Source organism: Nocardioides baekrokdamisoli (assembly GCF_003945325.1).
In the GTDB taxonomy this organism is placed as follows: Bacteria; Actinomycetota; Actinomycetes; order Propionibacteriales; family Nocardioidaceae; genus Nocardioides; species Nocardioides baekrokdamisoli.
Genome location: NZ_AP019307.1, coordinates 1,126,889 through 1,138,953 on the forward strand (window position 1 = coordinate 1,126,889; position 12,065 = coordinate 1,138,953).

The following is a 12,065-nucleotide window of genomic DNA, read 5'->3' on the forward strand; positions in this document are numbered from 1 at the left end:
CTGGAGTTCGCGAGCGACGGGCGGCCAGATTCTGTCTACGGCTGGAGCTAGGATCGCACCATCTGCAAGAGGGATGGAGCCGTCACCCAACATGAGCAACAAGCCGGAGATGGGCATCGATGACGCCATCGTGCTGCTGCTTGGGGCCCCCGGAAGCCCCGGCTCAGTCCCGGGCCGCTTGAACGGCATCACCCGCCTAGAGAAGCTGGTGTTCCTCCTTGAGAAGGAGACGCAAGCCCCAGAGTGGTTGACCGAAGAAGCGAACTTCGAGCCGTACAACTTTGGCCCGTTCTCAGCAGAGGTCTACAAGGCCGTGGACATGCTTTCTGCGGCCAAGCTCGTCGTCGACAGCGGCAGTAAGGCTGCGTCCGACGAGGACACCTGGGAGCAGCGCAACATGATCGGCGGAGAGCTAGCCGGCGATGATCCCTACGCAACCCGCGATTTCGAACTCACTGATCGCGGTTGGCGTTACTTCCACGCGCTCGCTGCCGAGTTGCCCGACGGCGCGATCGAAGACGTAGCGGGCCTCAAGCAACGTTTCGCCCGTTTGCCGCTGCGGCAGCTCGTCCGGTACGTCTACCAGCGATACGAGGACTACACCACGAAGTCGATAATCCGAGACGACATTCTCGGACGTCGCCCGTGAACCCCGATCTCCGAGTAGCCATCATCGGGGTTGGGGTGGCGGTGGCAACTCCGGCCATCGCGGCGATTTGGCGGACTGCAACGCTGAGAGGCGATACGTTAGAGAAGCTTGGCGATCGGGTGGAGATCGCACACTCGGGCCTCTCAGAACTCGCGCTCGAACGCCTTCGGAACGTTCAGGAGAAGACGGACCAGCACTTGGGTGAGGTTGACGGCTCCTTCAGCCCTGAGTTCGTAGTGGCAGATCCGGGCGAGATTGTCAGCCTGACCCGTGACTTCGAGAGTGCGATCAAGATTCGCGATACCTTGCGCGATCGCTTTCAAGCCCTGCTGTTCATCTGCAAGTGGGCCTGGGTTCCTGCTGTCATCTACCTTGCGGGAGTCGTGCTGATTACAGCGCTCTGCGCGACGGATACCCATACGCGCCTTTGGCGAACCTCAGCCTTCACAGTCGTCGGTGTCGGCGTTCTACTCGGAGCAGTTGTCGTCATCTGTTACCACTATCTCCACGGCGAGATCACCTCAGCTGAGCTCCTTGCCCGGCCGAAAGGGGTGCGGCATGACTGAAGCTCCCCGCCCGTCATTTGCAGCCGAAGGCGAGATGGTCACTCCCCTACTTGAATGGCTCAGGCGTACTCGCCGCGCGCCAAGAGGAACGGAAGTTCGCTTCGAGCTGCCCTGGAGGGGCCGACGAGTCGATGTAGCCACATTGACGCGAAGCGGCTCCTTGAGCGCATTCGAACTTAAGCTCGGCGGCTTCTCCCGCGTTCTTGAGCAAGCGATCTACAACAGCATGAGTTTCGAGCGCAGTTGGATCGTTGTTGAATCAGCACCGAACCCGGACAACGTTGAGGTAGCTCGACGCGAAGGTATCGGCATTATCCAAGTCGGCGCGCGGGCGCATGCCCTCCTCCTGCCACACGAAGAGCGAATCAACCCGCTCGTTCGACAACGGTTGCGCCAAGTATTCGACCGGACGGGGGGGCACCAGATTGTTTGACACCTTCGACCACTACCTGAGTTACGGCGCCGCCGATCAACAGACGGCCCGTGAACTCACCGGAGACTACGACGGCCTCCTAGTGCCAGGAACAGTCGCCGCCTTCCAGAAGGATGGCACCAAGGGGTTTGTACTAACGCTCTCGGCTTCGCCCGCTAGCCCGCCGAGATACGTCATTGATCCACGGTTCCCCCTGTTTCATCAGGCGCTAAGCCGACCCAAGAAGTCTCACATTTCGCTCGCGGAAGTCCTTGGAGATCCGGGGCTCGTCTCGGGCTTCGAGTTCGACCCGGAAGAGTTCGAGACGGGGCGGCTGCAGAACATCGCCACCCACTGGGTGCAGTTCAATCTCGGGTACACGGAACTCAACTCGAAGCACTTTGACAAGTACGCCCAACGACTCGGGGAGGCCGTCGTTTCGGAAGACGCGACGCTGCCTGAAGCGATCCTTCCCCCCTACCTAATGGCCAGCTCGACGGATGACCCGCGCTGGACCATTTCGAGTGAGCTTTGGCGACTGACGCAGGAGGAGCTTGCAGCGCGCTCCGCCCAGGTCCCCGCGTTTCGGGTGGTGGCTGCGGAGACCGCGCCAGCACTCGAAGGACTGTTGGCGTCGGCACCAGAGTCGCGCGTCGTTATCTGGGTCGATAGCCTGGACGAGCTCCAGGTCGACTTGGCGGGGCGGGCTCGGCTCGTCGCATACGGGCGGGCAATACGAGCTGCCTCACAGTCTGGGAAGAAGATGTTCGCGCTGTACGGCGGGTACTTCGCAGTGTTGCTCGGATCGGTCGGCTTGAACGGCTGCTCGCACGGTATCGGATTTGGCGAAAATCGGGCCTACGTCGAGCTGCCCAACTCCGGGCCTCCGCCCGCGCGTTACTACCTTCCAGCCGTCCACAAATACATCAGCCAAGACCTAGCCCAGTACCTGTACCTCTACGCGCCAGCCCTATTGGACTGCACCTGCCGGGAGTGCGCCGACCTCGGGCCAGGCGACCTGGACTATCACAGCCTGATGAAGCATTCCGTCCACGCCCGAGCCAACGAGGTGCGCGCCGCCAGCGGGAAGAGCGCAGCGACGCTCGCGGACGAGCTCGCCGATTCAGCTCGGTTCATCGCCCGCACGCTCAGCTCGGTCGGATTCCCGAAGAACCTCGACCGACAAGTGCAGACCCTCTACAGCCACCTCGACCCGTGGGCGGCTTGCCTCCGAGAGATCGCCGACTGAGAGATCCAGACGAGCCACGCCCACGCCCATCAAGGAAGGACCACAGGCGCGGCGCCACGTGCGAGTTGTCACGAACCAAGACGCGCGATCAACTTTTCGACAAGAACCACGTCGTCGAGATCCAACTCATCGATGGTCGGCGCGAGCCGCTGCACTGTTGCCGAGTATCCGGAGCCCGTATCGACGCCGTAGAAGTCGGCGCAAACCATTGAGGCAACCTGCTCACGGCTCGTACCCAGTAGCTTCGCAAGCCCGCCGAAATCATCCGGCGTCGGCGGCCCAACTCGACCAGCCCCAGCCGACCCCCACGCCCCCCTCTCAGCCATGTTCTTGAGCCAGGAATGCGAGCGGACGCGGTCGGCGTCAACCGACATTTCGATCCAGTCCTTCCCGGAGGCACGGACCTTCTTGAGCGAATCCTGCAAAGGCGTTGCGGTCATAGTGTCAGGCTAGCGCTTATGGCCTCGCATCACAATGACTGTCATACCTATATGTTGGTTGGCACTATTCTTATTCGCTGAGTACCGCTCGGGCTCCGTCCGAAGCACCCCGATGCCCCGTGCCCCGCTTCATCGGGGAAGCCTCTATTCGCGCCCTCGACGTCGGCTGCCGCCACACATCGAACCCCTCGGTCGTGTTAACAGCACACGTGTCGATCGGCTGCGGCATGATGCGTCCATGAAGGCTGAGGAGACACTCGTAGCGAATCTGTTCGAGAGCAAGCAGCAGGTCCGCGTCCCCGTCTGGCAGCGTCGCTACAGCTGGGACAAGTCGGACTGGCGAGACCTCTGGGACGACATCGTCCGGGCGCGCGACGAGAAGCGCACCCACTTCTTGGGCAGCTTTGTCTTCATGACTCACCCGGTGAGCGGAATCCCATCTGAGGCCAAGCGGTTCGACATCGTCGACGGCCAACAGCGCACCATCACGCTGTTTCTCTTGGTCGCAGCGATCCGCGATGCGGTGGTCGCGCTCGGAGCGGACGAGGACCAGAGGGCAACGGAGTTTCAGGACTACACGTCGCAGTTGCTGATGAACGCGAACCTGAAGGATGGCCATCGCGAGCGCCTGGTCCTACAACTGTTCGACGATCCCAGCTTCGCTGCGATCGTGGCTGGAGACACGACTACATCCGCTGAATCACCCGTGACCAAAGCCTACGGATACTTCAGGGGCGTGTTGGCCCCACTGACCCGGGATCAGCTCGATGCGACCCTCGCGGCGATCCTGACCAAACTTGAAGCTGTTTGGGTGACCCTCGCTGAGAACGACAATGCTCACCGCGTTTTCCAGACCCTCAACGCTGGCGGCAAGCCGCTTCGCCAGTCCGATCTCGTGAGGAACTACTTCTTCCTGCTGCTTGGAGAAAAGGGAGCGAGCTTCTACGAGACGCAATGGTCCAAGATGGAAAGCCACGTGTCGAGCCGCGAAATCGAACGATACTTCTCCGCATGGAGCATTAGTCAAGGGCATTCTGGCAGTACCGAATCAGTGTTCAGCTACTTCCAAAAGGACTTGGCCAACCATGAAACCGATTCGGCCAATGTACTGGCTTACGGAGCCGCCCTCATCGAGGCGGCAACTCTATTTTCGTGGATTCGCCAACCCAATAGCTGCCCGATCACTGCGGCGAAACGTGCGCTAACCGACCTTCACCATTGGGGCAGCCTTCCGGCCGAGGGTTTGGTCCTGTACCTCTTGCGCAGGCACCGAGCAGGGTCACTCAGCGGAGATGCGCTGTCTGATTGCATCCACTTGATTCTCTCCTTCATGGCCAGGCGAATGCTGGCGGGCTACGAGCCGAACCTTCACAAGTCGATCTTCGTCGGAGTTGCGCGGAAGCTCCGCGCTGAGGAGCATCTCAGCGACGCGGACGTCGCCACCTATCTACGGCTGATCCTGTCCTCAGGACAGGATGTTCGAACTTGGCCTAACGACGATGCGGTCAAGCACTACGCAAGCCAGAACCCGATCTACTTGAAGTCTCGCCAGCATTGGGTCTTCGGAGTTCTAGAGCGTCTCAACAGTTCGCTGATCAAATACTCCAAGCACAAGCCAGATTCGCTTGACCGCAACAAGTACCAGGTTGAGCACGTCATGCCACAGAAACTCACCACTGAGTGGGAGGGCGACCTGACGTCCTGGGGTTCCGAGAATGCAACACAAACCCATCAAACGTTGGCTCACGTCCTTGGCAACCTGACGTTGACAGCGATCAACCCACAGCTGAGCCAGAAGCCGTTTGGCGAGAAAAAGCCGATGCTCCAGGACGACTGGCTAAAGCTGAACTCCGAGATCGCGCTCCTAGATGAATGGTCCGAGGCGCAAATCGTGGCACGCTCGGGCGAATTGGCCGAACGTGCTTGCGCCGAGTACCCCGCTCCCTATGCATTCGACGAGTTGGAAAACGTGAAGACCCACCTTGGGCTAGGCCAGGTTCCGACGCTGCCTGAAGAAGACGACCAAACCACGGACGAGATCCTTCTGGATGAGGATTGATCGCCTTCGGCGAGATGCCCTTCGCCGCCTACGCGGCGGAGCGTCGTAGGACGCAGTATTAGTTGCGTTGGGACGAGTCATACAGGTCGACTATGGCGCGCGTTTGACCATGCGAAGGTGGGCGCTACGCTCCATAGCCACCTGCAGTGGAGGAACTCCACCGCGCTCGAGCCAGTCGCCTCGGATGTCCTGCCCCAGACGCGCGCTTAGTATTTGGTGCGATCGCCCGTGCCCCTCAAGGGCCTACGAGGCCTCTCCGCCCCTCACTGCTTCAGCTTGTGCGACCCATCGCGCGAACAGGCTCCAAGTCGCCAGCGTCTCCAGCGCCTCTTGCTCGGTGAGCCCGTCTGCCCCGACGTGGTTCAGCGGGTTCCGCACACCAGAAAAGAGACCCTGCCCGAGCATGATCGCTCCGATGTGCCGGTCCTTGAACAAGTCGGGGTTCGACTCGTCGCACAGACGTAGGCGCACCTTCCCGGGCTCGGGAAATGACGTACCGAATGCCTCTTGCACCAACTTCGTCTCGCCGAGATCGGGGCGCTCAATCTTCGCCTTCAACTGCGAGTTGACATTGATCGCGGCGGCCCAGACAGAGGCGTCGTGATTGTTGCTCTCCCAGTGCGGTCGGGCAGCGTCCCAGACCCAAGGGTGCAGTGCATCAGCCGCAATAGCTGGGCCGGGTGACAACAAGCCGAGGCGCTCGCGGACCGCATAGCCTTCCTCCAACTCGAAAATGAGCGAGCGAACGTCTCCGGCTTCAAGGCGCCAGCGGTAACCGTTGTTCCACTTCTCCCAGACCGCGTCGGCAACAAGGCGGACACGATTCCCCACGCGGTTGCGCGCTTCCTCCGTCCCTCGGGTCCGTGTCTTCGGCGCACCCGGTTCGCGCTTATCCTCGGGAATCGGTACGCGCTCCTGAAGCCGAAGCCACTCTCGGCACTGCTCGATCGCCCACTCGGTATCCACGCCTGCGATTCTCGCAGCGAGCACCGACAACCCCAGGCGTGGCCCAGCCACGGAACCGTACGCGGGCTATGGGCATTGGTGTCGCCTACATGATGTGTCACAACATGCAGACGCACGAACGAGTATCGGATGCGGTCGACCTTCGTTGCCCGGCCAGCCTCATCTTCGGCGTTGCGCAGGGGGACCGGGGCTCTGCGAAAATGGTCTAACCCGCACCCACGGTTAGGCGGTCAAACCGGTCCAGAAGTCCCGCCATCACTCACGTGTTGTGACGGAACTCCACCACGTCGCCGTCCTTCATCACGTAGTCCTTGCCCTCCATGCGGGCCTTGCCGACCTCGCGAGCCTTGACCACGGAACCGGCAGTCATCAGATCATCGAAGGAGATGACCTCCGCCTTGATGAAGCCCTTCTGGAAGTCCGTGTGGATCACGCCGGCAGCCTCAGGAGCAGTGGCGCCCTTGCTGATCGTCCAGGCGCGTACCTCCTTGGGACCAGCGGTCAGATAGGTCTGCAGGCCGAGGGTGTCGAAGCCGACCCGGGCGAGCTGGTTGAGCCCGGACTCGTCGATGCCGAGGTCGTTCAGCATTTCCAGGGCTTCCTCGTCGGTCATCTCGACCAGCTCGGACTCGATCTTCGCGTCGAGGAAGATCGCCTCGGCCGGAGCGATGAGTTCGCGCATCTGAGCCTTGAGGTCCTCGTCGGTGAGCTCGTCGGTGTCGCAGTTGAAGACGTAGATGAACGGCTTGGCCGTCAGCAGCGACAGCTCGCGCAGGAGTTCGCGATCGATCTTGGTGGCGATGATCGGCGTACCCGACTCGAGCGCCTCCTTGGCCTCCTTGGCGGCCTCGAAGTTGGCGGCGAAGTCCTTGTTCTTCTTCGCCTCCTTCTCCAGACGTACGACGGCCTTCTCGACCGTCTCGAGGTCGGCGAGGATCAGTTCGGTCTGGATCGTGGAGATGTCGTTGCCCGGGTTGACCTCGCCGTCGACGTGCGTGACGTCCTCGTCCCGGAAGACCCGGGTGACCTGGCAGATCGCAGCCGACTCGCGGATGTGAGCGAGGAACTTGTTGCCCAGGCCCTCCCCCTGCGACGCACCGCGGACGATGCCGGCGATGTCGACGAACTCGACCGTCGCGGGCAGCAGCCGCTCAGATCCGTAGATGGTGGACAGCTTCGCCAGGCGATCGTCCGGAACGCCCACGACACCGACGTTCGGCTCGATCGTGGCGAACGGGTAGTTCGCCGCGAGCACGTTGTTCTTGGTCAGGGCGTTGAAGAGCGTCGACTTGCCCGCGTTGGGGAGTCCGACGATGCCGATGGTGAGAGCCACGGGCCGAAACTCTACGGCGCTGCGTACGCCCCGAACGAACCCTCAGCAGGTGTTGGATGGAGGAATGACGCTGAAGATCACCACCGCGACCTTCGACTGCGACGAAGCGCTTCCCCTGGCGCAGTTCTGGGCGAGCCTGCTCGGGTGGCACGTGTTCTCCGATGCCGACCCCGAGATCCTCGTGGCACCGTCCTATCCGCCGCCGCCCGGGATGTGCCTGCTCTTCATCCCGGTGCCCGAGGGGAAGACCGCGAAGAACCGGATCCACTTCGATCTGACTCCCACCGACAGCACCCGCGACGCCCAGGTCGAGGTCGCGCTCGCTGCCGGCGCGCAGATGATCGACGACCGCCGCGCGATCCAGGGTGACGGTGGTTGGGCTGTCCTCGCCGACCCAGAGGGCAACGAGTTCTGCATCCTCCGCTCGGACGCGGAGCGTACGACCAGGCCCAGCCGGACCTTCCGGATCGAGGAACTCTAGGTCGCGAGAGCGTCACCGCGCAGCAGCTGCAGCAACTCCTCGTACGGGCCCACGAGGTAGGCCGTGTCACCGGCCTCGAAGCGGGTGTCGCGGCGAGGCGCGAGGTCGCTGGCTCCATCGGCGCGGAGCAAAGCCACCACGCGGATCTGGGCCGAGAGGTCACCCATCGCACGCCCGGCGAGCCCGTCCTTGGACACCGTCATCCGCGCCACCAGCATCGGCCGATCAGCCACGTAGAACGTGTCGATCACGTGCAGGCCGAAGGCCGCGCCGACGAACCACGGCGCCGCGAGGGCGGCCGGCGAGCGTACGAACCCGAAACCGAAGGATGTGGTGACGGTCTTCATCAAGCGCGGTTCGAAGAGTCGCAGGACGACCGGGACCTTGGCCCATCGCTCCCCCAGCATGTCTCGGATCGCGAGGCCGGTCTCGATGTTGGCCAGATCGTCGGAGGTCAGGACGGCGACGCCGCGGGCGCGGTCCAGACCCGCGTCGGACAGGGTCTCGGGCTGGGTCGCATCCGCGATGACGACCGGGACCTTCTTGTCCCGCAGGTGGCCGAGGTACCGATTGCTGTCGTCTGCGTCGATGACGACGACGTCCTTGCCCCGCTCGACGAGGCTGTCGACCACGGCGACGCCGACCGAGCCTGCGCCGATCACGATCACGTGATCCACCAGACCGGTGATCCGCCGACGACCCAGCGTCTCGGCGAGCCGACGAGTGACCAACATGTTCGTGAGCATCGCGAAGAACACGGTGGCGAGGATCGCTCCGACGATCATCAAGCCGATCGCCCAGATCCGGAGCCATTCGGGCTGGTCCCGGAAGTAGAAGTCACCGAAGCCGACCGTGCCGATCGTCTCGACGGTGAAATACAGCGCATCGAGGATCGACATGTGACCGCGACCGTCGTGGTAGCCGAGCCGGAGGACCGCGACCGAGATCAGGACCAGCCCCATCAGGGCGGTGAGGGCGTACCGGACCGGACGGTCGACGCCGGCGACGACGTCTCGTACCAGCGATCGACGGGCGTCCCGCGATTCGACGACGCTGATGTGGCGCTTCCGCTGCCCCAGACCTGCGCCCTCGATCCCTGCCGGCGAACCGATCATGACGACGCGCTCACCCACGGACACCTCGGTGTCGCGTCCGGGCGAGAGTTCTGTGGTGCCGTCTGGACGCATGATCGCCAGCGGGGCGAGGTCGCCGTAGAGCGACCGCAAGGACCCGTCCCGGCGCACCTTGGCGTTCGCGACGGCGAAGGCGTTCGGCCCGAGCTGCAGTTGGCGTACGCCGTGGCCCAGAGCTGCCTCGATGATCGACGCCGACGCCAGACGGGCGACATCAAGGACGGAGGCGTTGATCGCGCCGAGGGCGCGACCGACGGAGGCGTTGTGGACCTGGACCACGACGCGGATCCCCGGATGGAGCTCGTGGGCGAGCAAGGCTGTCGCCAGGGTCAGCAGGTCGTCAGACCCGATGCAGACGATCGCCGAGGCACGCCGCGCCCCGGCTGACTCCAGCGTCTCCGGCAGCCGAGGGTCGGCCTTGATCAGCGGAATCCCGAGCGCCTCGAGTTCGCGGGGCGTGGCCGGTGCCGGGGATTCGTCGACCACGACGACGCGAGCACCGGCGGCATCGAGCTGCTCGACGACGCGTACGCCGTCGTCATCCAGGCCGCAGACGATGACATGACCCGCCCAGTTGCGGGGATCGTCACCGGCCGTCATGAAGGTCACGCTAGTGCCCGGTAGTTTTGCCTCGTGCGAATTGCCACCTGGAACGTCAACTCTGTCCGCAGCCGCATCGACCGGGTCGAGGCGTTCCTCGAGCGCAACGACATCGACGTGCTTGCGCTGCAGGAAACGAAGGCCGTCCCCGACCAGATCCCGACGATGAACCTCGAGATCGCCGGGTACGAGGTCGCCGCGGTCGGCTACGACCAGTGGAACGGCGTCGCACTCGTGTCGCGGGTCGGCATCGAGGACATCAAGGTCGGCTTCCCGGGCATGCCGGAGTTCAATGGCAAGGCCGAAGCCCGCGCGTTGGGCGCGGTGTGTGGCGGCGTCGGGATCTGGTCGCTGTACGTACCCAACGGCCGCAAGCCGGACGATCCGCACTACGCGTACAAACTCGAATGGCTCGCTGCACTGAAGGCCGCCTCGTCCGAGTGGCACGGCACCCCGACCGCGCTCGTCGGCGACTGGAACGTCTGCCCCTTCGACGAGGACTGCTTCGACCCCTCGCAGTTCAAGAACTCCACGCACCTCACCCAGCCCGAGCGCGACGCGTTCTTCGCGATCGAGGCGGACTACCGCGATGTCGTACGTCCGCACGTGCCGGGTCCTGAGAAGTACACGTACTTCGACTACTACCGCCAACGCTTCGAACGGAACCGCGGGTTGCGGATCGACTTCGTGCTGGGGTCACCGACCTTCGCGGAGCGGGTGACGGGCGCGTTCGTGGACCTCGAAGAGCGCGACCCCGCGAAGTTCGCAGGCGCGCCATCCGACCACGCGCCGGTCGTGGTCGATCTGGCAGATTGACCCGCGATGTTCCCCGGACTGCCACTGCCAACCCAAATCGCGCTGATCGCGATCGAGTTGCTGGTCTTCGGCGCATGGATGGCGGCTTGGTTCAGCGCCATCTTTACACCTACCGAAGTGTGGAGCGCGTCAGGTCAGCGCAAGTGGGTCATCGTCTTGGCCCTCATCTTCTTGGGACCGCTCCTTGCGTCGCTCGCGTATTGGCTCGGCTTCTGGCGCGCATTGCGTCGGCGCACATTCGTACGCGAACCACTGTCGGGCTGAGGCGCCTCCGCCGGTCCGGCAGCACCCTGACCGGTGCATCTTCGATCTGGACGAGCGCGACCCGGCACCGGCGATCTGGCAGATTGGTCATGTGAGCCACGATCACGACCACGGGTCCTCGCACGGGCACGACCACGGCATCTCCGAGAACGCCGACGGCCGCTACCTCGCAAGCGCCCTCGGCCTGCTGGTCGCGTACATGGTCGGCGAGGTCGTCGTCGCGTTCGTCTCGCACTCGCTGGCGCTGCTCTCCGACGCCGGCCACATGCTCACCGACGCCGGTGCGATCGGTGTCGCGATCTGGGCGATGCGACTGGCTGCTCGTCCGGCGCGTGGCGCCTGGACGTTCGGCTGGAAGCGCGCGGAGATCCTCTCCGCCCTCGCCAACGGCGTCTCCATGCTGGTCATCGCCGCCGTCGTGGCGGTCGAGGCGATCCGCAGGCTCGCCACCACCAACACCGCCGTCAACGGCACGGCGGTGCTCGCCACGGCGTTGGTCGGTGTCGTCGTCAACATTGCTGCCGCTTGGCTGCTCGCCAGGGCAAACCGATCGAGCCTCAACGTCGAGGGGGCGTACCAGCACATCCTGACCGACCTGTACGGCTTCATCGGCACGATCATTGCTGCGGCCGTGATCCTCACCACCGGCTGGGCGAAGGCAGACGCGGTCGCGTCACTGGTCGTCGTCGCACTGATGCTGAAGGCCAGCTGGGGTCTGCTGCGCGACTCAGGTCGCGTACTCCTCGAGGCCGCTCCGGCACACATCGACATGGACGCGATCCGGGAGCACCTGCTGGCCGTCGATCACGTCACCGACGTCCACGACCTGCACGTCTGGACGGTCACCTCCGACCTCCCCAGTCTGTCGGCGCATCTGGTCATCCAGGACGGGTGCTTCAACGACGGTCACGCGGCCGAGATCCTCGCGCAGGTGCACCAGTGCCTCGACGGGCACTTCGAGGTCGACCACTCCACGTTCCAACTCGAGCCCGAGAGCCACGGGGAGCACGAGCACACCGTGCACGCCTGAACCTGACGGATCACGCGTCCCGACTGGGTACGATCGCGCACGACCCACCAGCCGACACGAAGTCCTT

General features: G+C 63.7%; 13 protein-coding genes. 9 read left to right on the plus strand and 4 right to left on the minus strand.

Going from position 1 to position 12,065, the window contains the following annotated elements:
* Positions 1 to 91 precede the first annotated feature (91 nt).
* The 4 genes from KCTC_RS05390 to KCTC_RS05405 are packed head-to-tail and all read left to right on the plus strand — an operon-like array spanning position 92 to position 2,876.
* Entirely contained in the window at positions 92 to 649 is a 558-nt protein-coding gene (locus tag KCTC_RS05390) for a hypothetical protein (protein ID WP_125567464.1), read from the plus strand.
* Complete coding sequence (locus tag KCTC_RS05395) at positions 646 to 1,215, plus strand: hypothetical protein (protein ID WP_125567466.1); 570 nt, start codon at positions 646 to 648, stop codon at positions 1,213 to 1,215. Before KCTC_RS05390 ends, KCTC_RS05395 begins: the two co-directional genes overlap by 4 nt.
* Positions 1,208 to 1,648 (plus strand): hypothetical protein, encoded by a 441-nt coding sequence (locus KCTC_RS05400; protein ID WP_125567468.1) that lies wholly within the window; start codon positions 1,208 to 1,210, stop codon positions 1,646 to 1,648. Before KCTC_RS05395 ends, KCTC_RS05400 begins: the two co-directional genes overlap by 8 nt.
* The gene (locus tag KCTC_RS05405; RefSeq protein ID WP_125567470.1) at positions 1,641 to 2,876 is read left to right on the plus strand and encodes a hypothetical protein; all 1,236 of its coding nucleotides are present in this window, start codon (positions 1,641 to 1,643) and stop codon (positions 2,874 to 2,876) included. The genes KCTC_RS05400 and KCTC_RS05405 overlap by 8 nt, the downstream gene beginning before the upstream one ends.
* Positions 2,877 to 2,944: 68 nt before the next feature.
* Here KCTC_RS05405 and KCTC_RS05410 read toward each other — a convergent pair whose 3' ends face one another.
* A complete protein-coding gene (locus KCTC_RS05410; RefSeq protein WP_125567472.1) occupies positions 2,945 to 3,316 on the minus strand; it encodes a hypothetical protein in 372 nt (123 codons plus the stop codon).
* A gap of 238 nt (positions 3,317 to 3,554) precedes the next feature.
* Between KCTC_RS05410 and KCTC_RS05415 the strand changes: the two genes are divergently transcribed.
* Complete coding sequence (locus KCTC_RS05415; protein WP_164512486.1) at positions 3,555 to 5,375, plus strand: DUF262 domain-containing protein; 1,821 nt, start codon at positions 3,555 to 3,557, stop codon at positions 5,373 to 5,375.
* 243 nt (positions 5,376 to 5,618) lie between these two features.
* Here KCTC_RS05415 and KCTC_RS05420 read toward each other — a convergent pair whose 3' ends face one another.
* Both KCTC_RS05420 and ychF read right to left on the minus strand, forming a co-directional pair.
* Complete coding sequence (locus tag KCTC_RS05420) at positions 5,619 to 6,365, minus strand: TIGR02391 family protein (protein WP_231998890.1); 747 nt, start codon at positions 6,363 to 6,365, stop codon at positions 5,619 to 5,621.
* 235 nt (positions 6,366 to 6,600) lie between these two features.
* A complete protein-coding gene (ychF, locus tag KCTC_RS05425) occupies positions 6,601 to 7,674 on the minus strand; it encodes a redox-regulated ATPase YchF (RefSeq protein ID WP_125567478.1) in 1,074 nt (357 codons plus the stop codon).
* 64 nt (positions 7,675 to 7,738) lie between these two features.
* Here ychF and KCTC_RS05430 point away from each other — a divergent pair, with 64 nt between their 5' ends.
* On the plus strand, positions 7,739 to 8,155 hold the full coding sequence (locus KCTC_RS05430) for a VOC family protein (protein ID WP_125567480.1): 417 nt from the start codon (positions 7,739 to 7,741) through the stop codon (positions 8,153 to 8,155).
* On the opposite strand, the gene KCTC_RS05435 is transcribed toward KCTC_RS05430, so the two are convergent.
* A complete protein-coding gene (locus KCTC_RS05435) occupies positions 8,152 to 9,888 on the minus strand; it encodes an NAD-binding protein (protein WP_125567482.1) in 1,737 nt (578 codons plus the stop codon). The genes KCTC_RS05430 and KCTC_RS05435 overlap by 4 nt on opposite strands.
* A 33-nt stretch (positions 9,889 to 9,921) precedes the next feature.
* Between KCTC_RS05435 and KCTC_RS05440 the strand changes: the two genes are divergently transcribed.
* The 3 genes from KCTC_RS05440 to KCTC_RS05450 all read left to right on the plus strand — a co-directional run bounded on the left by KCTC_RS05440 (position 9,922) and on the right by KCTC_RS05450 (position 11,998).
* The gene (locus tag KCTC_RS05440; RefSeq protein WP_125567484.1) at positions 9,922 to 10,704 is read left to right on the plus strand and encodes an exodeoxyribonuclease III; all 783 of its coding nucleotides are present in this window, start codon (positions 9,922 to 9,924) and stop codon (positions 10,702 to 10,704) included.
* Between the two features lie 6 nt (positions 10,705 to 10,710).
* Positions 10,711 to 10,968 (plus strand): hypothetical protein, encoded by a 258-nt coding sequence (locus KCTC_RS05445; protein WP_125567485.1) that lies wholly within the window; start codon positions 10,711 to 10,713, stop codon positions 10,966 to 10,968.
* Between the two features lie 91 nt (positions 10,969 to 11,059).
* The gene (locus tag KCTC_RS05450) at positions 11,060 to 11,998 is read left to right on the plus strand and encodes a cation diffusion facilitator family transporter (RefSeq protein ID WP_231998849.1); all 939 of its coding nucleotides are present in this window, start codon (positions 11,060 to 11,062) and stop codon (positions 11,996 to 11,998) included.
* Positions 11,999 to 12,065 lie beyond the last annotated feature (67 nt).